25 protein-coding genes are annotated in these 25,820 nt (G+C 61.3%); 5 read left to right on the plus strand and 20 right to left on the minus strand.

Translation table 11 applies throughout. The features are described from left to right. Window positions 1-5: 5 nt before the first annotated feature. From ACSQ8V_RS15350 to mpl, 20 genes are all read right to left on the minus strand, one after another. Window positions 6-359, minus strand: coding sequence for a hypothetical protein (locus tag ACSQ8V_RS15350; protein ID WP_436206246.1), 354 nt, complete (start codon window positions 357-359; stop codon window positions 6-8). Between the two features lie 504 nt (window positions 360-863). Then, window positions 864-1,679: an orotidine-5'-phosphate decarboxylase gene (gene pyrF, locus ACSQ8V_RS15355; RefSeq protein ID WP_436206247.1), complete on the minus strand. Its 816-nt coding sequence runs from the start codon at window positions 1,677-1,679 to the stop codon at window positions 864-866. A 151-nt stretch (window positions 1,680-1,830) separates the two neighbouring features. After that, window positions 1,831-2,940, minus strand: coding sequence for an aldose 1-epimerase (locus ACSQ8V_RS15360; protein WP_436206248.1), 1,110 nt, complete (start codon window positions 2,938-2,940; stop codon window positions 1,831-1,833). A gap of 170 nt (window positions 2,941-3,110) precedes the next feature. Next, the gene (locus ACSQ8V_RS15365; protein ID WP_436206249.1) at window positions 3,111-3,989 is read right to left on the minus strand and encodes an SMP-30/gluconolactonase/LRE family protein; all 879 of its coding nucleotides are present in this window, start codon (window positions 3,987-3,989) and stop codon (window positions 3,111-3,113) included. Continuing rightward, window positions 3,986-4,777 (minus strand): SDR family NAD(P)-dependent oxidoreductase, encoded by a 792-nt coding sequence (locus ACSQ8V_RS15370; protein WP_436206250.1) that lies wholly within the window; start codon window positions 4,775-4,777, stop codon window positions 3,986-3,988. The genes ACSQ8V_RS15365 and ACSQ8V_RS15370 overlap by 4 nt, the downstream gene beginning before the upstream one ends. A gap of 31 nt (window positions 4,778-4,808) precedes the next feature. Then, the gene (gene araH, locus ACSQ8V_RS15375) at window positions 4,809-5,801 is read right to left on the minus strand and encodes an L-arabinose ABC transporter permease AraH (protein ID WP_213767189.1); all 993 of its coding nucleotides are present in this window, start codon (window positions 5,799-5,801) and stop codon (window positions 4,809-4,811) included. Between the two features lie 27 nt (window positions 5,802-5,828). Continuing rightward, window positions 5,829-7,346: an L-arabinose ABC transporter ATP-binding protein AraG gene (araG, locus tag ACSQ8V_RS15380; protein ID WP_213767188.1), complete on the minus strand. Its 1,518-nt coding sequence runs from the start codon at window positions 7,344-7,346 to the stop codon at window positions 5,829-5,831. A 91-nt stretch (window positions 7,347-7,437) separates the two neighbouring features. Continuing rightward, window positions 7,438-8,448, minus strand: coding sequence for an arabinose ABC transporter substrate-binding protein (locus ACSQ8V_RS15385; protein WP_213767187.1), 1,011 nt, complete (start codon window positions 8,446-8,448; stop codon window positions 7,438-7,440). A 122-nt stretch (window positions 8,449-8,570) separates the two neighbouring features. After that, the gene (locus tag ACSQ8V_RS15390) at window positions 8,571-9,341 is read right to left on the minus strand and encodes an SDR family oxidoreductase (protein WP_436206251.1); all 771 of its coding nucleotides are present in this window, start codon (window positions 9,339-9,341) and stop codon (window positions 8,571-8,573) included. Then, entirely contained in the window at window positions 9,338-10,015 is a 678-nt protein-coding gene (locus ACSQ8V_RS15395) for a 2-dehydro-3-deoxy-6-phosphogalactonate aldolase (RefSeq protein ID WP_436206252.1), read from the minus strand. The genes ACSQ8V_RS15390 and ACSQ8V_RS15395 overlap by 4 nt, the downstream gene beginning before the upstream one ends. Before the next feature lie 10 nt (window positions 10,016-10,025). Further along, on the minus strand, window positions 10,026-11,054 hold the full coding sequence (locus ACSQ8V_RS15400; protein WP_436206253.1) for a 2-dehydro-3-deoxygalactonokinase: 1,029 nt from the start codon (window positions 11,052-11,054) through the stop codon (window positions 10,026-10,028). Further along, window positions 11,051-11,962 (minus strand): IclR family transcriptional regulator, encoded by a 912-nt coding sequence (locus tag ACSQ8V_RS15405; protein ID WP_436206667.1) that lies wholly within the window; start codon window positions 11,960-11,962, stop codon window positions 11,051-11,053. Before ACSQ8V_RS15405 ends, ACSQ8V_RS15400 begins: the two co-directional genes overlap by 4 nt. 343 nt (window positions 11,963-12,305) lie before the next feature. Then, complete coding sequence (locus ACSQ8V_RS15410; RefSeq protein ID WP_436206254.1) at window positions 12,306-12,656, minus strand: hypothetical protein; 351 nt, start codon at window positions 12,654-12,656, stop codon at window positions 12,306-12,308. Window positions 12,657-12,665: 9 nt separating this feature from the next. After that, a complete protein-coding gene (locus ACSQ8V_RS15415) occupies window positions 12,666-14,066 on the minus strand; it encodes a HipA domain-containing protein (RefSeq protein WP_436206255.1) in 1,401 nt (466 codons plus the stop codon). Beyond that, on the minus strand, window positions 14,066-14,389 hold the full coding sequence (locus ACSQ8V_RS15420) for a helix-turn-helix domain-containing protein (RefSeq protein WP_436206256.1): 324 nt from the start codon (window positions 14,387-14,389) through the stop codon (window positions 14,066-14,068). Before ACSQ8V_RS15420 ends, ACSQ8V_RS15415 begins: the two co-directional genes overlap by 1 nt. A gap of 277 nt (window positions 14,390-14,666) precedes the next feature. Next, window positions 14,667-15,389, minus strand: a complete 723-nt coding sequence (gene mtgA / locus ACSQ8V_RS15425) for a monofunctional biosynthetic peptidoglycan transglycosylase (protein WP_213767180.1) — start codon at window positions 15,387-15,389, stop codon at window positions 14,667-14,669. A 59-nt stretch (window positions 15,390-15,448) separates the two neighbouring features. Further along, complete coding sequence (aroE, locus tag ACSQ8V_RS15430) at window positions 15,449-16,309, minus strand: shikimate dehydrogenase (RefSeq protein WP_436206257.1); 861 nt, start codon at window positions 16,307-16,309, stop codon at window positions 15,449-15,451. After that, entirely contained in the window at window positions 16,306-18,390 is a 2,085-nt protein-coding gene (locus ACSQ8V_RS15435; protein WP_436206258.1) for a ribonuclease catalytic domain-containing protein, read from the minus strand. The genes aroE and ACSQ8V_RS15435 overlap by 4 nt, the downstream gene beginning before the upstream one ends. 98 nt (window positions 18,391-18,488) lie before the next feature. Beyond that, a complete protein-coding gene (locus ACSQ8V_RS15440) occupies window positions 18,489-19,076 on the minus strand; it encodes a YqiA/YcfP family alpha/beta fold hydrolase (protein ID WP_436206259.1) in 588 nt (195 codons plus the stop codon). Continuing rightward, window positions 19,073-20,551 (minus strand): UDP-N-acetylmuramate:L-alanyl-gamma-D-glutamyl-meso-diaminopimelate ligase, encoded by a 1,479-nt coding sequence (mpl, locus tag ACSQ8V_RS15445; protein ID WP_436206260.1) that lies wholly within the window; start codon window positions 20,549-20,551, stop codon window positions 19,073-19,075. The genes ACSQ8V_RS15440 and mpl overlap by 4 nt, the downstream gene beginning before the upstream one ends. Before the next feature lie 1,156 nt (window positions 20,552-21,707). On the opposite strand from mpl, the gene ACSQ8V_RS15450 reads away from it, so the two are divergent. The 5 genes from ACSQ8V_RS15450 to accC all read left to right on the plus strand — a co-directional run bounded on the left by ACSQ8V_RS15450 (window position 21,708) and on the right by accC (window position 25,809). Continuing rightward, on the plus strand, window positions 21,708-22,358 hold the full coding sequence (locus ACSQ8V_RS15450) for a UDP-N-acetylmuramate--alanine ligase (RefSeq protein ID WP_436206261.1): 651 nt from the start codon (window positions 21,708-21,710) through the stop codon (window positions 22,356-22,358). Beyond that, entirely contained in the window at window positions 22,355-22,906 is a 552-nt protein-coding gene (locus ACSQ8V_RS15455) for a TlpA family protein disulfide reductase (RefSeq protein ID WP_213767274.1), read from the plus strand. The genes ACSQ8V_RS15450 and ACSQ8V_RS15455 overlap by 4 nt, the downstream gene beginning before the upstream one ends. Window positions 22,907-23,109: 203 nt before the next feature. Further along, entirely contained in the window at window positions 23,110-23,610 is a 501-nt protein-coding gene (gene aroQ, locus ACSQ8V_RS15460; RefSeq protein WP_213767275.1) for a type II 3-dehydroquinate dehydratase, read from the plus strand. A 155-nt stretch (window positions 23,611-23,765) separates the two neighbouring features. Next, entirely contained in the window at window positions 23,766-24,242 is a 477-nt protein-coding gene (gene accB / locus ACSQ8V_RS15465) for an acetyl-CoA carboxylase biotin carboxyl carrier protein (RefSeq protein WP_436206262.1), read from the plus strand. A gap of 184 nt (window positions 24,243-24,426) precedes the next feature. Further along, entirely contained in the window at window positions 24,427-25,809 is a 1,383-nt protein-coding gene (gene accC, locus ACSQ8V_RS15470; protein ID WP_031360758.1) for an acetyl-CoA carboxylase biotin carboxylase subunit, read from the plus strand. The last annotated feature ends 11 nt before the right edge of the window (window positions 25,810-25,820 follow it).

Consider the following 25,820-nt stretch of genomic DNA (forward strand, 5'->3'; position numbering starts at 1 on the left):
TTTTTTTACTGCGAGAACGTGTGTCCGCAATCGTCTTCAAGGCACCTGTAGTTGCCAAGCACGTTCCTGTCGACCAGTTCGCCCAGCTTGTTGCCGATAGCAGCGCCGCCACTCCCGCCTGTCAGTGCACCCATGACTGCGCCGGCGACGCCGCCAATCGTCGCTCCAACTGCGACACCAATTGGACCGCCAACGACACCAACGGCTGCACCAATGCTTGCACCGCTGCCAGCGCCCGTCGTTGCACCAATATAGCCCAGCGTTCCGCCGGCGACTGCCCCGACAGACGTACCTGTTGCCGCACCGTAGCTTCGACTATCGACTCTCTCGCTTCCGCACTTCGGACATTTACGCGCCATTTGGCCTCCTTTTTGTGGACTCTGCTGACCCCGCTACAGCGATTCTATCCTTTCCCGAGACCGGACAAAGATAGGTGGTGGAGTTGCCCCTGTAACCTAGGGCATGCGGACACCGTTAGGTTGATGACGTCGCACAGCGCCTGAACTCGCGAGGATCACGGTCACTCGATATGATGGGGAATTGCCGTTCATCATTTACGTCGCCTCAGAGCTGGAGGCTTTTCGCATCGCAGCTTCCTATGAACATGGGAGCGCATCTGAGCTTGTCAGGCCGCCGCGCTCAAGGCAGTCGTAGCCGTGCACTGATGCCCCTATCTATGCGGACGGCCCGTTGCCGCGACTCTCATTGAATGGTCGTTCATGTCACGGAAAGTCGACCAAACTTTCGATGTCTGTTCACGAATGAGCAACCGACATTGGCGCTGCCGTCGTAGCCGACCGCTTCGGGTCGGTAGCTGCCGGTCGCGATGATTCGAAACCGGCGCTGTTCAGCGTGCGGCAACATCAACCCACCGCATTAATCTCATCCCGCGTGCGCTTGGCGGCCTCTCTGGCAGCATCGGCAAAATCCTCGCCTTTACTGGCGTAGATAATCGCGCGCGAAGAATTAATCAACATTCCGCCTTTGCCCGAAGAATCGCGACCGGCACGAACCGTCGCTTCAACATCTCCACCCTGCGCGCCAATGCCCGGAATCAAAAGCGGCATATCGCCAACGATAGACCGCACGACTTCGATCTCCCTCGGAAACGTAGCCCCGACCACCAACCCCAACTGCCCGCTCGCATTCCACTTCTCAGCCGCAAGCCGCGCGACGATCTGATAAAGCGGCGTTCCATCGACGTTAAGAAACTGCAGATCCGAGCCGCCGGCATTGGACGTGCGGCACAAGACGATCACGCCCTTCCCCTCATGCTCGAGATACGGCTGAACTGAATCAAACCCCATATACGGATTAACCGTAACGGCATCGGCTTTGTATCGATCAAACGCTTCGATTGCATATTGCTCGGCGGTGCTGCCAATATCGCCGCGTTTGGCGTCCAGGATCACGGGCAATCCCGGATGCTCGGCATGAATATGCGCGATCAACTGCTCAAGCTGATCCTCCGCCCGATGCGCAGAAAAATACGCAATCTGCGGTTTGAACGAGCAGGCAAACGGCGCCGTAGCATCAACAATGTCGCGGCAAAAATCGAAGATCGAATCGGCGCGCCCGTTGAATGCGCCCGGAAACCGTGACGGCTCCGGATCAAGCCCGACACAGAGTAACGACTGGGTCCGCGACCACGCGGCATTGAGCGATTCGATGAAAGACATGGGCATCCGGGGCGAGAGGGCAAATAAGCGATCCCGCATTTTAACGCGCCGCAGGGGCGTTTCTTGGCACGTGGCTAAGCGCTAACTCGCGAACCGCTAACGCCAAACGCTAACGCCGAACACCAATGCCGAACCACCAACACCTAACGCCTCACCGCGCCGCCACCGCCGTCTTACGCGCCTTCTGCCCCGCGGGCTGCTTCGGCCGCCCACGCCGCTCGGCTTCCCCGGACCGTTCAACAGTAAAGCTGAACTCGCGCGTCAGGCTTTCGCCCGGCGCCAGCACCGTCATGCCGTGCGCGGCACCGCCACCGGGCAGATTCACCGCATTGATCGGGTGATCGACGGGTTCGAAGCAGAAGAAATTCTGGCCAGCCGGCGCGTAGAGCACGTAGTAATCGGTATCGGCGCAAATGGTCAGCGACAACCGCCGCTTCGGCCACATCACGCTCGTACGCCCGCTCCATCCGGTGAACGCGTTGTTCACCATCGCGGCGGGCATGGGATAAGCCACGCCGAATTGCCATGCGGGCGGGGCCGGAACGTGCCGGATCGGCAGGAAATCGTCGCCGCAAAGCCACAAGCCGTCGGCCGCGGCAGACAACTCGGTATCGGCTTCACGCGTGAGGAACGGATGCAATCCAAGCCCGAACGGCAACGCATCGCGGCCCGTATTTTCGATAAAAAGCGTCACCACCAGCGTCGACGCTTCGAGCATGAACGACTGGCTCGCCAGATACGAATACGGCGCACCATTGCGTCGATCGAGCGTGAGCCGCACGTGCGTCGAACTCTCGGACGCCACGTCCCACGCGCCGAGCCAGCCGTCGCCATGCAAGGGCAGCGGCTCGCCGGGCCGGTTGCACGGCACATCGACACCGCGGCCGAGAAACTGAAACCGCCCGCCGCCGATGCGATTCGAATACGGCAGCAGCGGATAACACGCGAGCTCATTAGGATCCGTAGCCGCACTTGGCGCGAGGCACGGCCGGAAGATCGGCACGAGCGCGCCGTCGCTGCGCCAGTCAAAGCGCGTAATGCCGCCGCCGAGCGCCGGCGCGATATCGAGGCGTAGTTGTGCGTTGGCGAGCGTGATGCAACCGTTGACACCCGCGCCGCCCATCGCGACGACCGACGTGGCGGGGCCCGGACGAATCGGCGGCTCCGTGGCGGCGGCAAGCTTCGAGCGGCGGGTATTCGCGGCAGGACGGGACGACGCCGGTGGGGGCGTGGAGCTTCCTGCTGGGCGGGCAACGGTCATGGTGGCTGTCTCCGAACGAGAGGCGATCGATCCCGTGGTCCTGGCGTGAAGCGCCAGCGTGCCCGGGAAATTGCGGGCAGCGCGTCGTGCGCGCCGCCTCATGTTGTGCGTGCAACGTGATACCGCAGGTTTGCTGCGCGACGCGTAAAACGCCTGCCGCATTCACCCGCTCACTGCGCGTGACTATGCCCGCGAAACACCGGCTCGGCGATACCCCTGGCCGACGGCGTCGCGATAAAAACCGCGCCCGCGTGCGGATCGTCCAGCAACGCGCCCGCATCCAATCCAACCCGAGCACTCGTGATGTACACCGTGTCGAGTTGTGGACCGCCAAACGCGACGCAGCTCGGCTGCGCCGTCGGCACGTCGATGCGCGCTGTTTCGCGGCCATCGGCGTCATAACGCACCACGCGCCTGCCGCCCCACTGCGCGTTCCACAAGCCGCCATCGCTATCGACGGCAGAGCCATCCGGCTCGCCGCTCGCATCCGCCAGTTCGACAAACACGCGCTGGTTGGCAAACGAATCGTAATCACACACGCGAATCAAGCGCTCCGGGGAATCGCAGAAATACATGCGCGATCCGTCCGGACTGAACGCGATGCTGTTCGAAATCGCGCACTCGCCGAGCGGCAAACGCTCAAGCGACAAATCCAGGTTCAGCCGATAAAACCCGCCAATCTTCTCCGCCTTCGCCACGTCGTGTTTTGTCCCGAACACGAAGCGGCCCTGGCGGTCGCATTTGCCGTCGTTGATACGCGTCGGCAGATCGGCTTCCACCGGCATGATCGTTTCGATCGAGCCGGTCTTCAAGTCGAAAAACGCCAGCCGGGAAGCCAGGCCGAGCAGCAGCACGTCAGCATCGGCGCATAACGCGAAGCATGCAAGCCGTTCCGGCATATCGAACGAAACGCGGCTGGCGTCGCGCGGATCGTAGCGCCACAAACGCTCGCCTTCAATATCGGTCCAGTAAAAACGCCCGGTCGCGGCGCACCACGTCGCGCCTTCGCCCAGCGCGCATTGGCTGTCGATCAACAGATCGGCTTTCATGCCCAGCCTCCGTCGATCACGACCTCTTGCGCGGTCATCATGCTGCTGTCCTCCGACGCCAGGAACAACGCGGCACGCGCAAGATGCACGGGCAACAATTCCGCATCAATACACTGGCCTTCCTTGATCGCGCGCTTGCCCGCTTCGTCGAGCCATAAGCGACGTTGTTTGTCGGTCATCACCCAGCCCGGCACGAGCGTATTGACCCGGATATTGAACGGGCCCAGATCGCGGGCGAGGCCATTCGTCATACCCTGCACGGCCGCCTTCGCGCTCACGTAAACCGGAAAACCACCTTGCTTAAGCATCCAGCTAATAGAGCCGAGGTTCACGATCGACCCGCCGCCGAGCTGCTTCATATCGTCGATCACCGCCTGGGCCGCGAAAAACTGATGACGCAGATTCACCGCGATTCCCGCGTCGTAGGACTCGGGCGTCACGTCCTCGATCTTGTGGCGCTTGTCGTTCGCCGCGTTGTTCACCAGCACGCCGATAAGCCCCAGCGTGCTGCGAACATCGGCAATGCCTTGTCGCAACGCGTCGATATTCGTCAGGTCCACGCGCAGGAACATCGGCCGGAATTGGCCCTCGGCCAGATCCGCGCCGAGCTGATCCGCGAGCGCTTCGCCGGCATTGGTATCGACATCGAAGAACGCGACCTTCGCGCCCTGATCGAAGAAATGCTCGACGAACGCCGCACCAATGCCCGTCGCGCCGCCGGTAATCAGCACCACTTTGCCGGCAAGGCTTGGATAGCGGGCGAGGGTTTTATCGACTGAACTGGCCATCTTTTCCTAACCTCTCATTTAGTCGTCGAATTTAGTCGCGTGAGCCACGATTCTTCAACTGGTCGAGCAGCACCGCGGCAAGCAGGATCGCGCCGCGCACGAGGTACTGATAGAACGCGTCGATGTTCATCAGGTTCATCACGTTCTCGACCGTACCCATGATCAGCACGCCGATCACCACGCCCGAAATGGTCGCGCGGCCACCGAGCAGCGACACGCCGCCGAGCACGCACGCGGAAATTACGTTGAGCTCGAAGCCGTCAGCGGCGTTCGGTTGTCCCGACGTGATCCGCGACGCCAGGATCACCCCGGCCAGTGCCGCCACCGCGCCCTGGATCAGGAAGATCCAGACGCGCGTGCGTTCCACATTGATACCCGCCAAACGTGACGCTTCTGCGTTACCGCCAATCGCGAGTGTATTACGCCCGTACACGGTCTGATTCAGCAGCACGCCGAACACGATGAAACACGCCAGCGTGACCCAGATCGGCAGCGAGACGCCGAACATGGTCAGGCCCCCAAGCGCGATAAACGTATCCGACGACACGCCCACCGCCTGCCCATGCGACACGATAAACCCAAGCCCGCGCACCACTTCCATCGTAGCCAGCGTAGTAATCAGCGCGTTGATACGCAAGTACGCAATCACCGCGCCGTTCACGAAGCCGATAGCCGAACCCGCCGCCACCGCCGCGATAATCGCGATAAACGTGTTGCCCGTGGCGTTCAGCACCATCGCGCAGAGCACGCCGGCGAACGCCACCGTGGACCCGACCGACAAGTCGAAATCGCGCGAGGCGAGGCAGAACATCATCGTGCACGCGACCATGCCGATCTGCGAAATCGACAACGCCAGGCCGAGCATGTTCTCGATGGAGAAGAAGTGATCGACCGAGAGCGACATCGTGATGAACATCACGATAAAGATCACGACCAGGCTGTATTCGGTGATCTGTTGCCACCACTTCTGCTTGTCGTTTTTCGCTGGCACCAGCGTGTTGGTAATGTTTTCCCTGACTTCCATGATGTCCTCCATCTCCACTTTTTTGCTTCAGGCTGCCTTCGCAGTCGGTTCCGATTGCACAGGCAGCGCAAGATTGAGCACTGATTGTTCGTTCGCTATTCCACGCGGCAATTCGCCCGCAATGCGCCCTTGCCGCATCACCACGATCCTGTCCGATACCCCCAGCACTTCCGGCAATTCAGACGAAATCATCACGATCGCGCAGCCGCGTTCGGCCAGTTGATAGATCACGTTATAGATCTCGTGCTTCGCGCCCACGTCAATGCCGCGCGTGGGTTCATCGAGGATCACGACTTTCAGTTCCGGCTCAGCGAGCCAGCGCGACAGAATGGTTTTCTGCTGGTTGCCGCCGGAGAGAAAGCGGATTTTCTGCTTGCGGCTTGGCGTCTTGATCTTCAGCAACTGTATAAAACGCTCGGCGGTCGCGGCCTCTTTCTTGCGATCCAGGAACAGCCCGGCGCGCAGATAATGCCGGCGGCACGAAATGTTGATGTTCTCGGACACCGAAGCCATTGCCACGATGCCTTCTTCCTTGCGGTCCTCAGGACACAGCACAATGCCGTGTTTGATCGCTTCGCCCGCGCTGCGGATCTTGATCGACTCGCCATCGAGCATGATCGTGCCGGCCTTCTTGCGGTCCGCGCCATAGACCAGGTGCATCAGTTCGCTGCGCCCCGCGCCCACCAGCCCGAAGAAGCCGACAATCTCGCCGCGGCGCACTTCAAAACTTGTCGGTTCACGCAGCGCATGGCCTTCAATATTACTGACGGAGAAGCGCACGTCGCCGAGCGCACGTGGCTTGTAATCGTAGATATCGGCAATCTCGCGACCGACCATTTCCTGTACGAGCATATCGCGCGGAACCTCGGCCAGATTCGCGTGCGACGCGATCTTGCGGCCATCGCGGAAAATCGTGCATGTGTTGCACAGCTCGTAAATCTCGTCCATGCGGTGCGAGATGTAGATCAGCGCGCGGTTGTCCGCTTTCAAATCACGCACGAGCTTGAACAGCACTTCCGTCTCGCGATGCGACAGCGACGACGTGGGTTCGTCGAGCGCAATCACGCGTGCGTTACGCATCAGCGCCTTGCAGATTTCCACCATCTGCCGTTGCGCGATGGAAAGCTTCTTGAGCTTTGCGTTCGGATCGAGATCGACCCCCATTTGCAGCAGCCGTTCGCGCACATGCTTTTTCGCTTCGCGCTTGTGCACCCAGCCCAGCGTATTCGGCAAGGAACCGAGCAGCAGGTTTTCTGCGACTGTGAGATCGGGCACGTACTGCAATTCCTGGTGAATCACCGCGACACCCGCCGCAATCGATACAGCCGCGCTCGTGAACTTCACCTCGTTGCCATCGATCAGGACACGCCCGGAATCCGGCTGATATTCACCGCCCAGCACTTTCAGCAAAGTCGATTTGCCCGCGCCGTTCTCGCCCATCAGGCCGTGCACTTCGCCGGCGTTGACGTCGAACGACACGCCGTCGAGCGCGCGCACGCCTGGAAAAACCTTACCGATATTGTCAAAACGCAGCGTCGCTGACACATCGCCTCCTTATGTTTCATGCGGACCGTCACGCTTCATTTTGAAACGCGACGGTCCGTATTGCTCTACCGATACCTGATACGAAAAGAGCTTACTTGGCCGATGCCAGGCCCATCTTCTCGCGCACTTCGCCCACGTTGTCACGCGTTGCCAGCATGCCGGTGGTCAGCGTCACGAGCGGCGGTTCCTTGCCGTCCTTGATCCACGTGTACATGAGTGACGACGTTTCCTCGCCGTGACGCTTCGGGCTGATGATGACGGTCGCATAGAAGCCCGTCGGGTTCGGCTTCTTGAACTCGCTCAAGGCCGAATCCGAGCCGCCGATCCCCACGCCGATCATGTTGTCCGCCTTGAAACCACGGCCTTCCGCTGCGCGCACCGCGCCGAGCACGGCTTCGTCGTTCAGGCCGAACGCTACCCAGTGCTTGAACTGCGGATTCTTCGTGAGCGCGATGTTCGCAGCATTGAACGCGTTCTCCGTGTCGGTCTTGGCTTGCGCCGCCATCACGATGTTCGCCTTCGGAAAGCCCGCTGCGACCAATGCGTCAGCAGCGCCGCTCGTACGGTCGTGCGCGGTCGGCAGTTGCTCATAGGTCACGTCGATAGCGCCGGTTTCAGCCATGTTCCAGCCGCGCTTCTTGATCTCGTCAGCAATGCCGTCACCCACCTGCTTGCCGATGTTGTAAGCCGAGATGCCCATGTACGGCACCGAAGCGATCGGCTTGCCCGAACCATCAACCAGGCGGTCATCGACCGTCATCATCTTCAGTCCGGCGGCTTTAGCCTTGGCGACAATGCCCGGTCCGAGCTTGACGTCAGGCGTGCAGATCACGAAACCCTGGGCCTTTTGCGCGGCGAGGTTGTCGATCGCGCTCATCACCTTTTCACCCGACGGCGCGCCGATCTTCACCAGCGTGAAACCCTTCTCCTTCGCCGCGATTTCGGCGAACTTCCACTCATCCTGGAACCAGGGTTCTTCCGGCTGCTTCACCAGGAAGCCGATCTTGACCTCATCGGCGGCTTGCGCCACCGGCGCCGTGAACAAAGTAGCGCTGGCAGCGGTGGCCGTTGCAACCAGTGTGAGGAACATTCTGCGTTTCATGGTCTGTCTCCTGACTTGAGCTGTCTAGTTGGTACGAAGGTGTTGGCCGCGTCTTGTTGTCATGACGTCGCACCGCGGCCAGTGCGTCATCCTTTGCTGCTTTTCTACGTATTCATAGGGCTTCAGTCGTGGTACAGCGCCGAGCGCCCGCCATCGACCGTAATGCAACTCGCGTTGATAAACGGCGCTTCGTCGGACGCGAGGAACACGGCGGTCATCGCCACTTCCTCCGGCTGGCCGATGCGCTTCATCGGTTGCAGATCGAGCGTTGCCTGTTTCGCTTTGGCCGGATCTGCTTGTTCGTTCCACCAGTCGTGCGTGAGTTGCGTCTCGATGTAACCCGGCGCAATCGCGTTCACCCGCACCTGCCGCCCCGCGTATTCGATACCCAGCGCCCGCGTCAATCCGATCACGCCGTGTTTCGCCACCGGATACGGAAAACAACCCGGGATGATCTTGAACGAGTGCGTAGAAGCAATATTCACGATACTGCCGCGCCCGCGTTCAACCATGCCCGGCAACACCGCGCGGCAACCGTTCCAGACGCCGTCGAGATCGACGGCGAAACAGCGGCGCCAGTCGTCGTCGGTCATGGTCAGCGGATCGCAAAACACGTTGATGCCCGCGTTGTTCACCAGCACATCGACCGGCCCGAACTTCGCTTCTGCTTCGCTCACGGCGTTTTGCACCGACGCGCTTTGCGTCACGTCCGTTTGTACGGCGAGCACCTTGTCCGCCGATCCGATCCGCGCCGCCGTTTCACGCGCTAACGCAATATCCAGTTCCGCCAGCACCACCGCCGCGCCTTCGCGCACGAACGCGCTGGCAATCGCCGCGCCGATGCCACGTCCGGCGCCGGTGATGACCGCGACCTTGCCTGCGAGCCGGGTCATTTCTTCTGGCCTCGCGCCACGGCTAATCCGTTGATGAACGCCTTCGCGTGCGAGGCCGTCGTCGCCGCGCTCTGGCCTGGCTTGTACAGCGCCGAGCCGAGACCGAAGCCATTCGCGCCCGCGCTCAGGAACGGCCCCATGTTGTCCGGCGCGATTCCACCGACCGGCACCAGCGGCACACGCGCTGCGATCACCGCGCGCCATGCCTTCACCACATGCACGCCGAGCTGCTCGGCGGGGAACATCTTCAACACGTCCGCCCCGTTCTTCAGCGCGATAAACGCTTCGTTCGGCGTCGCAACGCCCGGTGAACACGCGAGACCTTGCGCTTTCGCGGCGCGCACGACATCGCCGTCGCTGTGCGGCATCACGATCAGCTCGCCGCCGGCGTTTTTCACTTGCGCGACGTAATCCGGATGCAGGACCGTACCCGCGCCGACGATGGCATCGGCGGGCAGCGCCTGGCGAATCGCCGCGATGCTGTCGAATGGCTGCGGCGAATTCAGCGGCACTTCCACGATCCGGAAACCCGCTTCATACAACGCGCGGCCGTGGTCAGCGGCGTCCGCCGGCGTCACGCCGCGCAGGATCGCGATCAGCGGACACAGGCCGAACGCAGCGGCCAGGCCAGCGTGCGGCGCGTAAGGCGCGGGGAGGTTGATATCGATTTGCATGGTCCTGCTCCTAATTAGATGCGCTCGCCGTCGACTGGATCAGGCCGGCCTGCAGCGCGATCCGATGCAACCCGCGCTCGGTCGCGTGCGCGACCGTCCGCGCATCGTGGCAACCGAAGCGCGCGAGCGCGTGGCGATAACGTTCGCAAAGCGCGTCGTTACCGATCAGCCTTAACGCCTTGCCCGCGAGATCCGCTTGCTCACGCGCCAGCACTTCATTGAGACCGCGTAATTCGTGGCCGATCAACAGGCCCGACAGGTAATCCGCTTGTTGCTCGGGCTTCAGTTGCCCGGTCAGTCCCAGCGTCCGGGTGCTGAAAATGGTCGCGAGCAAACCCGCGTGGCCGGCGTCCTTGGCCGTATCGACGCCGCGAATGAACGCACCCAGATCGTGGTGATCGGTCGCGCGCATCGTGCGGCCAAGGATGGTGTGATCGCGCAGCGCGCCGAAAGTCTCGCCGGTCATGAAGGTGTAGAACCGTTCGATCCGTCCCTTCGACACAACCGCCCACTTGGCATGCGTTCCCGGCAAGCCGATCAGTCCGCCGTGCGGTTCCTGGTCCAGCGTGGCGTCGCTGGCGAGCGCCCCGAAGATCTGCGTTTCTTCACCGCGCATCACGTTGGGCAACGCACCGTCTTCAAGCACGCCCGGAACGATGTGAACCGTAATGCCCTTGAGCGTTTTCACGCGCACGATGCCCGCGACCAGCGCAGCCGGATCGGCGGGCGTGGACACGTACGGCGCTTCCAGCCAGCCTTGCGCGCTGCCGACCATGCCCGCAGCAATCACCGGCAGCGGCGCGCCGCTGGAGAGCCATGCGCCACAGGTTGCATCGAATACGGCGTCGAAACCGCCTTGCGCTGCGGGTTTCGGCAGATTCATGATGCCCGCCGACGATGCCCGCGTATCCAGCACCGCGCCGTGTGCGTCGAGCAGATAGGCGCGCAGCGCGGTTGTGCCCCAGTCGAGTGCGATCAGGACCGGCGGCTCTTCAGCGCGGGCTGATTGCGTCTCGGCCGATGTGTCGATCCGCGTCATCGTTTGATCCTGCGTGTTGCGGGCTGCGGAACGCGCCAGCCGAGTTCTTGCGAGATCGCGCGCGCTTCGCGCTGCACGACTGGAATCAGTTCTTCCATGCGCTCAGGCGGCATGTAGGGGATCGTGCTTGCCACCGACAACGCCGCGACAATCGCGCCCGACGCGTCGCGCACCGGCGCCGCGACGCAGCGGATCGATGCTTCGTTCTCCTCGAGATCGAAGGTGAAACCGCCTTGCGAATAGCGCGTCATGCGCTGCACGAAGGTATCGGTATCGGGCTGATGATCGGGCTTGAAACTCACCTTCGCGAGCACGCGATGCGACGCTTCCAGCAGCTTCGACCAAGTCTCGGGTGGCAGGTCGAGCATCATCGCCTTGCCAATTCCCGTCGATGCCAGCGGCATCCGGTGCCCTACGCGCGAGCGCATTTCGAGGCCGCGCGTGCCGGGAATCTTGTCGATATAAAGCACGTCGTCGCCGTCGCGTACGCCGAGATGAATGGTGTCGTGCGTATGCTCGGCCAGCACTTGCAGATGCGGACGCGCTACCGCGGTGAGCGGCATTTGTTCGAGCGCGATCGTGCCGAGTTCGATCAGCTTCGGGCCGAGCAGATAACCACCGCCGACCTGGCGCAGATAGCGCGCCTGCACCAGCGAGCTCACCAGGCGATGCGTCGTGCTGCGGGTGGTGCCGAGCGCCGCGCCGATGCTGCGCAGATCGCGCGCGCCGCCTGCTGCGGCTTCGAGAATCGCGAGGCCGCGCAGCAGGGTTTGCGTGCCGGCTTGCTGCGGCGTGAGGTCGAGCAATGCAGCCGCCGACGCCTGCGCTTCGCTCGGCTCGGTTGCGTCGTTCGCTTCGTTCGCTGCATCTGCCTCGGGCGCTGCCGGTTTGCCGGCCGTGCGGTCCATCGACAATTCATGCTCGACGGTGGGGTTCAGGGTCTTGGTCATGGCACTCGATGTTCGCGGCTTGAGAATGATTGAGCGTTCGTTCACGACGCGAGTTACCGGGCCGATGTCACGCGGCGAAGCATCACGCGGGATACGGCGCGGGGAATCATCGATAAGGAGTGCGAGACGCATGGAGGCGGGTACAGATGCGAGCGCGCGGGTTGCGCTGATGTCGCTGACGTTGGCATGACGTGTCTCCGAGTGCTTTTTTTGTTTCACACGGTCTCCGGGAAAACCCCGATGCCGCGTGTAACTGCCGTTTTGGCTGTGATCGGATTTTAGAGCCGGGTGTCTCAATTATTCAATATGTGATTGATGTGTTCACATATTGGGAGATTGAATAGACTTTGAACAGAGGAGTCTTGCGGCCCAACCCGCCCACGCTACCGTGCGTATGGGTCCGAACACGGCGGCTCGGACCCGTTATCCGCACGGGCCAACCGATCGAAGTCCAGGCGGTCTGAGCCGAAATCATCAGCGCGAGCGCCCGGTCGGGCGAGCCACCGTTGTGGGCCGTGTACTCGACGGTTGGACCCAGCGCTTCGAGTGCGTCGTCAATGAGCTTGCATAGGTCGTCGGGATACACGCGAATGCCGCCGCCGAGCGGCGGGTTCGTCGCGAACATCAACGAACAGACGGACTGGAGATCCACTATTTTGTTCTACAGCAACGACCGGTCGATTCTGGGCACCTCTCGCGCCAGTTGCATCAGCTTGCCAACCTGGACGGTCACGAAATCACGGATGCGTTCCACAAGGGCCCGTTCCTCGCCCACGTACACCTCGGATTGCGCCAGGGCCCCCGCGACGCGCGTTATCGCGTGCGCCATGCGCGTCAGTTCGCGTGCAAGGAGAGGTCTGGGCGTGCCCGTACACTGGGCGAAGCAAGCGAGTTCAAACGCGGTGAGCTCTTCCAGACGGAATGCGTCGCCGTAGGCCAGTGCCATGTCCTGCTCGACGGCGTCTCCGTAGACATTGACGGACACAAGATCGTAAAAGGGTGCGGGCGACAGGCCGGCAGGACGCCCATGGAAAGACAGATTTTTGCCGTGCGCATCACTGTTGCCGATGAAAAGCTGAAACAACGCCCACCGCAGCATGATCTGACGGGCATGTGCAGGGTTCTCAAGGTACGGCTCAAGCGCGAACAGCTTTTCGAAGCTCGCGCCCTCCCTGATGTCGCGAACAGCCTGAGCGTTACCGAAGTTGCGCTCGTACTTGAGGCTCACAGGCAGGTCCAGCGCCTGGCAGCCGTCAATGACGTGCGTGCGGCGGACCCGAAGCGCGGTGAGACTGTCGGCAGGATCAAGCTCTACCTCACGGTCAAATCGCTTGATGAGCAGTATCGGCTCCGGAATCCGGCGAATTTCCACCGCTGCCGTGGGCAGCCCGATGCTTGCGGCCAGCGTCATGCAGTAGTGCTCGTTCGCAACCATGAAAGCGGATGCGGGATTGAGAGACTCCGGCTTAAGGATGTGCGTCGAGCTGACGGGTCCGCCGTCTACGAGCGAGAGTGACTCTCCCTCGACAAGCACCTGCAGTTTGTCCTGGAAGCCCGCGACTGACAGCCGGAGCTTGCGGTCCCAGACCGGAAAGGGAATCTCATCGCGGCGACGGATACGCTCGCTCAGCTCTTCATTGGGCACGATTCGGCGCACGGGCGGCGCGTCTTCCTCTTCGGCGGCCGTGTACTCCGCTTCCGCGGGTTCGACGCCGTCCGCGACGGGGACCGCCTTTTTCGCTGTGGCCGTAAAACTCAATGCGCCGACGGGTTCTTTTCCCAGGATGTGCACCAGACCGAAAGTGTTGTCCTTCGACATCTGGTACATGACCGAGGCGACCTCAAGCGCGCGCCCTTCGGGAAGCAGGTTCGCGAGGAAGCGATGCACCGTGCCAAGTTTCGGCTGCTCACCCGATAGCGGGATGTGTGGCGAAAGCGCGAAAGCGGTTTCTCTGGTCTGCCAGGTTTCATCGTACGTAAAGCTGTAGATGTCCTGCTGGGACTCGAACCCGAGCTGCCCTACCGAACCGTCCTGGGTCGAAACATTGAGCACGTGCGCCATCAGGATTGCCCCGTCGAGAGCGGCGCCTTCGGATGGCTCGTCGTTATGCCCAGCGCCCGCAGCGCGTTCGCTGACTCGCTCTTTGGGAGCACCAGCATGGTCAGCCCGAGGCCCTCGAGCACGCGCAATAGCCGGTCGGAGCCGACAGGATGGCCATTTTCAAGCCGCGAAAGCACGTTAGAGGACACGCCGAGCAAGTCGGCTGCGTCGTCGATACGCATCGACTGCTCCAGCCGGCGATTGCGCACAAGCGCACCGAGCGCGCCCATGTCGCGCGCAAGGGGGTTGGTGTGGGGATTAGGTGGTGACAGGGTTCGAGCCATAGTTGCGCCATAGGGAAACAATGGGCGTGGCTTGAGCGTTTAGTCCGATAGTTTCTCTTTAGGGAAATTATCGGGCATTGAGCCACGTCGGCTAAATAGTTGCGTTATATGTAAACATGATACCCATAGTTTCCATATCCGCACAATTATTGCAGATCACTTGGACCGATTGCCTGCTTGAGCCCGCCGACTGGCCCGATGTGGGAGGATGGCGACAGGACGCTCGCCCCCATCGTGGCTGATTCCGGAAGCCTCTGGAAGCGGTTGAGCCTCCCCCTCAATGCGGCAATTCCGCCGCCCCCATGCGCCGCGTAATCACCCCTGCCCGCTGCGACAAATACGCGGACCCTCTGTGTTCATCGAAGTATTTCGGTCTCGGCAACATCACCGCGAGCCGCGCCGATTGCCACGCGCTCAGCTTCGACGCCGACGTCTTGTAGTAGTAATGCGCCGCCGCTTCAGCGCCATAAACGCCATTGCCCCACTCCACCGAATTCAGGTAGATCTCGAAGATGCGTTCCTTGTCCATCCAGAGCTCGAGCATCGACGTGATGACCAGTTCCTGCGCCTTCCTCACGTAGCTCTTTTCCCGCGATAAAAACAGGTTGCGCGCCAATTGCTGCGAGATGGTCGAGCCGCCCGCGACAATCTTGCCGCGCGCCTTGTTCTTCTCCCAGGCTTGCAGGATGGCATCGGTTTCGTAACCGTTGTTGTTGACGAAGTTCGCGTCCTCGGACGCAATGATCGCGCGCTTAAGGTTGCGCGAAATCTGGTCGTACGGAACCCAGGTGCGCTGAATGGCGAGATCGGGACGGTCTTGCGCAAGCCGCCACGCATCCGAGCGCATGAACGCCGTCGATGAAGGATTGACGAACGTATAAATCCCGACCATCGCGAAGAAGTAGACCTGCGTGGCAATGGCGGCAATCGCCATGACCGAGATGCCGTAGACAATCCACCGAGCCGGCCCGAGACGAACGGGCGATTTTGTTCTTGTCATCGTGCTTCTTCTGTTTGGAACGAATCGGAACATAACGCCGCGCTGATCCACGCGCTGAACTAACCCTTCGTCGATAACTCCAGCCGCAACGCACGCAGCACCGCGCCGCTATCGGGACGCACCCCGCGCCACAGGAAAAACGATTCCGCCGCTTGCTCGACGAGCATCCCGAGGCCGTCGGCCGAACGCGCGCCGAGGCTATCGGCGTGACGCATGAACACGGTCGGCTGGGCGCTGTACATCATGTCGTAGGCGAGCGTGCCGGGGCCGAACGAATCGTTATCGCAATCGGGCAGCGAGTCGTCGAGACTGCCGGCCGTCGCGTTGACGATCACATCGTACGGGCCCGCTTCTACGCTATCCGCACCGCCGCCGGAGAAACGCACATGCGCGGCGTGTGCGGCATCGGAGAAATGATCGACGAGTTGCTGCGCCTTCGATGCCGTCCTGTTCACGATAGTCAACGCCGCCACGCCGCTATCCAGCATGGGCAGCACGACGCCGCGTGCAGCACCGCCCGCGCCCAGCAGCAGGACACGCGCGCCTTTCAAACCAACGCCCAGATTCCCTTCGATATCGCGCACAAGGCCAACGCCGTCAGTGTTGTCGCCAAGCACGCCATCGGCGTTGAACGCCAACGTGTTCACCGCGCCCGCCGCCGCTGCGCGCGGCGTGAGGGTATTGGCGAAAGCATGGGCGTCGAGCTTGAAGGGCACCGTCACGTTCATGCCGCGACCGCCTGCTTCGACGAACGTGCGGACATCGTCGGAGAACCCGCCGATGGTTCCAAGCACGCGCCCATATTCGATCGCCTCGCCTGTCTGCTCGGCAAAACGCGCGTGGATCCACGGCGATTTGCTATGCGCAACCGGATTGCCGATGACCGCGTACCGGTCCCGCGTGACGGCGCCCGATGTCATCGCGTAGGCTCCGTCGTGTCGGGCGTGCTTTCGCCAGCGGGTTCGCCCGTAGAGGCTTCCGCTTCGGGCACCGCTTCCGCCTGCGCCTCAGCTTCGCTCTCCGCGCTCAAATCTTCCGCTTCAATCAGCTCTTCTTCCGCCTCGTCCTGCTGCGCCTCGGCCTCTTGCGCCGACGCCGGAGCGGGTGCATCGATCACATGCAGCAAACGGCACGACGCCTCGACGGTGAGTTCATCGAGACTCATGACGTCCAGCATCACTTTCGTCCCGCGCGCGTGCACGCCAAGGCCGGGCACATGCAGCATCAACGGAATTTCATCGAGGCGCACGAGATCGTCCTTCACCACCGATGCCGCCACGTGCTTCTTGTTTTCCTGCTTCAACCAGCGCAAGCACCAGAAATACTCCATGCGCCGCTGATAGTCGGCGTACGCGGAATATTGATCATCGAAGCCCTGCACGACGGCAAACAGATCGGCGTCTTTCGGCTTGAACGGCGCGACCAGCGCAGCCGTCACGCCATGCCGCACGCACGCGAGCAACTGCCATTGATTGACCAGGTCAACGTATCGACGCAACGGCGACGTGCTCCACGCGTATTGCGCAACGCCCAGCCCTTCGTGCGGCGCGGGCGTGGTCTGCATGCGCGTGCGCTTCGGACCCGGCGCGCCGAATCCGCGCTGCGACCGGTAGATCCCCGGCACGCTGTGATCGTTGAGAAACGCGCCCCACGATGAATTCGCGAGAATCGCCAGCTCGGCGACGATCAGATCGAGCGGCGATCCGCGTCGACGCGGCGTGATCGTGATGTGCTCGCCTTCCACGTAGAAATTGAAGTCGTTATTGCGCTGCACTTCGCGCCGCAAACCGTACCCGGCGCGCGCTTCCTGACGCTTTTCGAACAGCGCCTGCGCGAGCGGCCACAGCACCGCGATATCGTCCTTGTGCGGATACTCGCCCGTTCCCGCCGCGAGCGATTCCTCGGTGACGTGTTCGTCCAGATGGTTGTGTCGAAGATTGCTCTTTACGAACACACGCTCGGCGCGCGTTTCGGTCGCGACGATTTCCTGCGTTTCCCGATTCACGATGATGTACAGCGACAACGCCGGCCGCAATCCGCCTTCAGCCAGCGTGAACGCTTCCACGACGCTGTCGGGCAGCATCGTGATCTTGTCGCCGGGCATGTACACGGTGGACAAGCGGGTGCGCGCGATCGCATCGATCATGTCGCCGCGCGAGATTCCCAACGCCGGTGCCGCGATGTGAATACCAACGCGCACGCGGCCATCGGCGAGATGTTCTACGGAGAATGCGTCGTCGATTTCAGTGGTGGTGACGTCATCGATAGAAAACGCCTGCACGTCCGCTTCCGGCAGATCGTCGGGAAGCGGCGGCACGGTAACCGGCGCGAAGCCCGTTCCGTGCGGGAAAAATTCCGACAGGAAACGCGCTTCGTGCAGCGCACGCGCCGAGGGAATGCCACCCACTTCCAGCATCAGCCGCGCTTGCGAAATCCCGCGAGCGGCAGCAGCCGCTTCGAGCGCCTTATATTCGATACAGTTCTTGTCCGGCTTCGTCAGCAAGCCGATCGCCTTGCCGGCGAGCGCATCGGGCAGTTTTCCAGCAATCAGTTCCGCTTCGTAGCCCGCTTGTACCAGGGCAAGCTGCCGTTTCTTTTCCAGACCGGCCAGCGCCATCTGCAATTGTTCCTGCGGCGCACGCTGATACTGCCCGCGCCCCTTGCGGCGGAAATACACCGGCGAACCGTGCATGCGCAGCACGAGCGCGGCGCGTTCAGTCGCGCCGAATTTATCGCCGAAATAATCCGCGCCCAGTTCAGCGAACGGAAATTCTTCTTCCGGCGCGCACTCCCACAGGAAGTCGAGATCGATGTCCTGCGCGATGGCATCGGCCTGCTGCATCAGATCGGCGGCGTTCGGTTTCTCGAATTCGATCAATACGTCTTTGGCGCGCACTTTCGCGCGCCGCCCGCCCGGCAACTCGACCTGAAACGCATCGTTCTGCTTGGACAGAACGGCGCCGGCCTTGAAACTACCTGATTCCTCAAAAAAAACGTTCACTCAATACTCTCGAAAGACTGTTGGTCGGCGTGGCGTCCGGTCGGGTTCGCGTCCCGCAAAAAGCGCCAAGCCCACATAAAAGGAAACGCTCAGGGTCTTCAGGCCGCCACAGCGGGCGGCGGAGCCTCGCAGAACGCCAGCACCTGGTCCAGGTAACTGGGAAAGTCGCTGATCGCGTGGTCGCTGCCCTGGATCAGCGTGGTCCGCACGTCCGGGTAATGGGCGAGCATGGTGCGGTAGTCGAGCACTTCGTCGCCGGTGGCCGCGATCAGATAGTAGCGCTCGGGACGGGTGATCGACGCGACGGAAAGCGCACGCAATTCGTCGATATGACGCGGTTCGACCACAATACTGCCGCCGCCATGCCACAACGGCTGTTCGCCGAGATAAGCACTCAGGTCCTCCTGCGGCACGACCGCCGGATTCAGCAGGACGGCGCGCCAGCCGTGTTTTTCGGCGAGCCATGTTGCATAAAACCCGCCGAGTGAGCTGCCGATCAGCGTGATCTGGTCATCATCGGCTTGCGCCGCCAGCTTTTCGGCCAGCGCAATGGCTTCACGGGGCGAAACCGGCAACGTCGGGCACTGCCATTCGTCGATCAGTCCCAGCTCTTCCAGCCGCGCGCGCATCACGCGGGCCTTGAACGATTGTGGCGATGACCGAAAGCCGTGCAGATAAAGAATCACACCCGCTCCTTGGGTTCCGGCCGCGCGGACAATGCGTCGAGCAACTTCTGATGCACGCCGCCGAAACCGCCATTGCTCATCACGAGCACGTGATCGCCAGGACGCGCCGCGGCGACGATTGACTTGACCAGCGCTGCAAGGTCGCTGAACGCATGGGCTTTATTGCCGAGCGGCGCCAGTGCCGCTTGCAGATCCCAGCCGAGCTTGTCGCGGCCTTCGTGCGCGCCGTAGCCGAAAACCAGGTCGGCGTCGGCGAGACTGGCCGGCAATTGCGCTTTCATCGTGCCGAGTTTCATCGTGTTCGAACGGGGTTCGAGGACGGCGATGATGCGGCTATTTGCGCCGATACGTGTCCGCAAGCCCGCTATTGTTGTTTCGATCGCGGTGGGGTGATGGGCGAAGTCGTCATAGACGGTCACGCCGTCCACGCTGCCCTTCACTTCCATCCGGCGTTTCACGTTCCGGAACGTGCTCAGCGATTGCGTCGCCTGCGCGGGCGGAACGCCCACTGAACGCGCCGCCGCGATTGCCGCCAGCGCATTCATTCGATTGTGCTCGCCTTGCACTTGCCAGTCGACCACGCCCTGGCGCTCGCCTTCCCAGTACACGGCGAACTGCTCGTCGACGGCAGCACCGTCTATTGCGGGCAGCGCTTCCCAGCCGCCTTGCACGCCGAAGCGCTCGACGCCTGTCCAGCAACCGCGTGTCAGCACGCGTTCGAGCGCGGCTTCGCGGCCGTTCGTCACGATGCGTCCGACGCCGGGCACGGTACGCACCAGATGATGAAACTGGGTCTCGATAGCAGCAAGATCCGGGAAGATATCGGCGTGATCGAATTCGAGATTGTTCAGCACCGCCGTGCGCGGGCGATAGTGAACGAACTTGGAGCGTTTATCGAAGAAAGCGGTGTCGTATTCATCGGCTTCGATCACGAAGAAACTTGAATCCGTGAGTCGGGCCGAGATGCCGAAATTCAGGGGCACGCCGCCGATCAGGAAGCCCGGATTCATGCCGGCGTCTTCGAGCAGCCAGGTCAGCATGGAGCTGGTGGTAGTTTTCCCGTGTGTTCCGGCGACCGCGAGCACCCATTTTCCGTTCAGCACGTGTTCACCGAGCCATTGCGGGCCGGACGTATAGGGCAGGCCGCGATCGAGGATAGCTTCCATGAGTGGATTGCCGCGCGTCACGACATTGCCGATTACGAACAGATCGGGTTCGAGCGCGATTTGCTCGACGCCATAACCTTCGATCAACTCGATGCCCTGCGCTTCGAGCTGGGTGCTCATTGGCGGATAGACGCCGGCGTCGCAGCCGGTGACGCGGTGCCCCGCTTCGCGGGCGAGGACCGCGAGGCCACCCATGAATGTGCCGCAGATACCGAGGATGTGAATGTGCATAAAGCGTGTGTTCGTGGCGGGAGGGCCGTTAGCACGGGGGGAATGAGTGAGGGTATTCCGGCGCCCGGAGCGGTACATTGTAACCGACCGGGATTTTTTGCTTGCGCGGGTGGGGGGGCGTTTGGGGGGCTTGAGGGGGCGGGGTTCCAGGGTTAGGGGTCGGGGTTAGTGCCGGGGTGGTGCTTTCGGCCGTGGTGGTCAGGGGTCTATGCCGGGGGGGTTCGGCGGTAGTGGTCGGGGTTGATGCCGGGTTGCTGCTTTCAGCGTTATTGGTCTGCGTGAGTCGGATTTTCTCTTTATCACTATTAGCCACTGTGCGTGGCGGCACGTCATTTCCTTGTCCAAAGCGACAAAGAAACGAAGCAAAGAAAACGCTTTTCAACCGCGCTACCCTAAGTGTCCACAGCGTGCAGTTTTCATTCATGGGTGCCCCAAAAGCACGGTGCTCGCCAGAGCGAAGGATGTTTGAACCCCTCCTTCTCGCGAATCCTGACACGAACACGCTTCGCCCCGTACGCTCTCGGGCAAGCACAATTGCCAAGGAACCACCACGGCCTCACGCGTCTTTTCGGTTTCGTTTTTTGGTGCGTTGGCTACGTGGTCTGAACAGTTGTTTCCGCCGGCAACGACATCTCGCGTATTGGTACTTCCGTATTGGTACTTCATTTCTTGGCGGATTGACTGCGTGGACCATGCGCTTATTTTCGCCGACTACGGCCTCACGCATTTTCGCGGTCTTGTTTCCAGAAGGGTTAGCCAGGTGGTTCGAGGCGCGTGCACATTTGGTGGTTGGTCGTCCGCGGATAGCGCGGGGTGCCCCTTGGGCAGGTTCAATCACTGGTGGCGAAGCGTGTGGGTATCCGTGTTCGGAGAAAGAGGGGTTCACACATCCGTGGCTCTGGCGAGCACCGTGCTTTTGGGGCACCTATGAATAGAAACTGCACGCTGTGGACACTTAGGGTAGCGTGGTTTGAAAGCGCTTTCTTTGCTTCGTTTCTTTGTCGCTTTGGACAAAGAAATGACGTGCCGCCACGCACAGTGGCTAATAGTGATAAAGAGAAAATCCGACTCTCGCAGACCACTAACGCTGAAAGCAGCAACCCGGCATTGACCCCGACCGCTACCGCCGAAACCACCACCCCTGCATAGACCCCGACCACTACCGCCGAAACCTAGCAACCGAACACCAGCCCCCCGAGTGCGAACGAAAACCCATCTCCGGTATCATCCCCCCATGATTCGCAAATCACATTTCGATCCGCAGCGCGTGCGCGAAGAAATCGCCATCGCGGCGGCGCGGCTAATCGCCGAAGACGGCCTTGACTATTCCACCGCGAAGCGCAAAGCCGCCCGCCAGGTCGTCGGCGAAACACGCATTGCCGGCGAATGGCTCCCCGATAACGGTCAGATCGAAGATGAAATCCGCGAGTACCAGGCAATCTTCCAAAGCGAAAGCCAACCAGCCGTCCTGCGACGCATGCGCGAAGTCGCATTCGAATGGATGCAACGTCTCCAGCCATTCAACCCGTACCTGACCGGCGCCGTGCTAAACGGCACAGCAGGCGAACACTCGGACATCCACCTGCAATGCTTCTGCGATAACCCCAAGGAAGTCGCTATTTACCTGCTGAACGCGAACGTTCAATACGACGTATCGGAAACCCGGCATTTCGCCGGCCGCGGCTACGTCGAAACCCTGAGCTTCCTGACGCGCCCCTCGCGCGACGAAGAACCCATGGGCATTCACATCGCGCTCTACGACACCAACGACCTGCGCGGCGCCGTCCGCGCGGACGGCCGAGGCAAACTCGCCCGCGCAAGCGCCGCCGCCGTGCGCGCATTGCTCGACGAGCCCCCCGCCCCCACACTGGCACCCTCTCTATGAATTCCATGCGTATTGTTGCCGCCCTCGTTATCGCCATCGCGGCAACCGGCGGCGGTTTCTACGCCAGCCATCTGATGATGGGCGGCGAAACGAGCCAGGCAGCAGAAGCCACATCGAAACCAAGCGGCAACGCAGTCGATGAACTCTGGAAAGCACAGGTGCAAACCGCCGCAGGCACGCAGCAAGCACTTGCCTCATTCAAAGGCAAACCCGTGGTGGTGAACTTCTGGGCGTCGTGGTGCGGTCCCTGCGTGAAGGAAATGCCGACACTCGCGGCGCTGCATCGGGAATATGAGAAGAAAGGCATCACGTTTATTGGCCTCGGCGTCGATTCCGAGAAAAACGTCAACGCCTTTCTTCAGAAGGTACCCGTCGATTACCCAATCTACATCGCGGGCTTCGGCGGAGCCGATCTTGCCCGCAGTTTCGGCAATAACGTGGGCGCGCTGCCGTTCACCGTCGTCATCGACGCGAAAGGGGTGATTCGCTCGACAAAACTCGGCGAAGTCGATCCAAAAGAGCTGAAAGCGACGCTCGACGCCTTGTAAGACCGCCGTTTGATCCTCCGCAAATCGATATCGATCGCGGGGAGATGCCGTCATTTCGAGAAACTTTGCACGAAAATACGTGCAAAATACGCGTATACGGCCTTCCGCGCTCCCTGATCCGGGTCCCGGGCGGGTCGTGAAACTAGACAAAATTCTCTAAAGGGCGCTAAAGTGCGCCCAACTCCGCACAAACCAAAGCCACTATGTCACGACTGCTGGTCCTGCACGGCCCAAATCTTAATCTGCTCGGCACCCGCGAACCGGATGTCTACGGTCGGGTAACGCTCGCAGAAATCGATAAGGCCCTCGCAGAGAAGGCAGAGGCGGCCGGCGCGGAATTGTCTTCGTTTCAAAGCAATCATGAAGGCGCGATCGTGGACCGCATTCAGCAAGCGCGGACCGAACAGGTGGACTTCGTGCTGATCAATCCCGCAGCCTACACGCACACGAGCGTCGCAATCCGCGATGCCCTCGCGGGCGTGGCGCTGCCGTTCATCGAGATTCACTTGTCGAACGTGCACAAGCGGGAAGCTTTCCGGCACCACTCCTATTTCTCCGATCTGGCCGAAGCCGTGATTTGCGGCCTGGGCTGGAAAGGCTATCTGTACGCGCTCGACTTCGCCCTCGAGCGTCTTGCTGCGAATGCTGCTGTAAAGCTTGCTGCGAAGCCGGCTGAGCAGTCAGCTGAAAAGCCACGCGCTTGAGCCGCGATCCGCTCAAGGCAATTGAACTGCTCGCACAACGTGATGCGGAGCGCGCGTCCGCAACATCGGACAACGCTCCCGTCGGCGGCGCCCAACTACCAAGTCAAGCACCGGAAAAAGCTTCCGGTCACCAAGCATTGAAAGGGGAATTTTCGATGGACCTTCGTAAACTTAAAACTCTTATCGACCTCGTCTCGGAATCCGGCATCTCGGAGCTGGAAGTCACCGAAGGCGAAGGCAAGGTTCGCATCGTCAAGAATGCCGCGCCGGTCTACATGCAGGCTCCGCAGTACATGCAGCAACCGATGCAGCAAGCGCCGCAATACGGCCAGCCGGGTGAAGCAGGCAATGCGGCCGCCGCCGCGCCGGCGACGCCGGCCGCCGTCGTGCCGCAAGGTCACGTGGTGACCTCGCCGATGGTCGGCTCGTTCTACCGCGCACCGTCGCCGGGCGCCGACGCATTCGTGCAAGTCGGAGACACCGTCAAGGAAGGCCAGACGCTTTGCATCATCGAAGCAATGAAGCTGTTGAATGAAATCGAGTCGGACAAGTCGGGCATCGTGAAGGAAATCCTGGTCGAGAACGGCCAGGCTGTCGAGTACGGTCAGCCGCTGTTCTTGATCGGCGATTGATTTCCCGCGATGCCGCCGGATGAAAGCGCAGTCAGTCGTCATGCGCCCAGCCGGTGGCCGCAGTACCCGGGCGCTCGCCTGCCTAGCCTGATTTGTCTGGCTAACCGGCGAGACGCGCCGCCGATCTCCCAGGACCGCCGCGGGCAACCGTCCCGGTGTTCCATCGATGAGTCGAAACCTTGCTATGTTTGAAAAAATCCTCATTGCGAACCGTGGTGAAATCGCGCTTCGAATCCAGCGCGCGTGCCGCGAACTAGGCGTCAAGACGGTCATCGTCTATTCGGAAGCCGATAAAGAAGCCAAGTACGTGAAGTTGGCCGATGAAGCCGTCTGTATCGGACCGGCTCCGTCCAACCTCAGCTATCTCAACATGCCGGCGCTGATCAGCGCCGCCGAAGTCACCGACGCCGAAGCGATCCACCCCGGCTACGGTTTCTTGTCGGAGAACGCGGACTTTGCTGAGCGTGTGGAGCAATCCGGCTTCACGTTCATCGGACCGCGTCCTGAAACCATCCGCTTGATGGGCGACAAAGTCTCCGCCAAGCAAACGATGATCAAGACGGGCGTGCCGTGCGTCCCGGGTTCCGAAGGCGCATTGCCCGACGATCCGAAGGAAATCGTGAAGATTGCACGCGCCGTGGGTTATCCGGTGATCATCAAGGCAGCGGGCGGCGGCGGTGGTCGCGGCATGCGCGTCGTGCACACCGAAGCGGCGCTGGTGAACGCGGTTAACATGACCCGCGAAGAAGCCGGCCGTGCATTCGGTAACCCGCAGGTCTACATGGAGAAATTCCTGGAGAACCCGCGGCACATTGAAATCCAGATTCTCGCCGACTCGTTCCGTAACGCAATCTGGCTGGGCGAACGCGATTGCTCCACGCAGCGCCGTCACCAGAAGGTGATTGAAGAAGCGCCGGCGCCAGGTATTGCGCGGCGCCTGATCGAGCGCATTGGCGATCGTTGCGCCGACGCCTGCAAGAAGATGGGTTATCTCGGCGCGGGTACGTTCGAATTCCTGTACGAGAACAACGAGTTCTATTTCATCGAAATGAACACGCGCGTGCAGGTCGAGCATCCGGTGACGGAGCTGATTACCGGCGTGGATATCGTGCAGGAACAGATCCGTATTGCTGCCGGCGAAAAGCTCGCGTTCCGCCAGAAGGACATCGTGTTTCGCGGTCATGCGATCGAATGCCGGATCAACGCGGAAGATCCGTTCAAGTTCACGCCGTCGCCGGGACGGTTGACGTCGTGGCATATGCCGGGTGGTCCGGGAATTCGTGTCGATTCGCATGCGTACAACGGCTATTTCGTCCCGCCGAACTACGATTCGATGATCGGCAAGCTGATCTCGTATGGCGCGACCCGCGAGCAGGCGATCAACCGCATGCGCATTGCGTTATCGGAAATGGTCGTGGAAGGCATTTCGACCAACATCCCGCTGCATCGCGAGATGATGATCGACGCGAAGTTCGTCGAAGGCGGCACGAGCATTCATTACCTCGAAAACAAGCTCGCCGCGCGCAAGGCGGCAGCCGCTGTTGCTGCAGAAGACGCGGCTCAATAACGCAACAACGC

It is taken from the genome of Caballeronia sp. LjRoot31 (genome assembly GCF_964253885.1).
Lineage (GTDB): Bacteria > Pseudomonadota > Gammaproteobacteria > Burkholderiales > Burkholderiaceae > Caballeronia.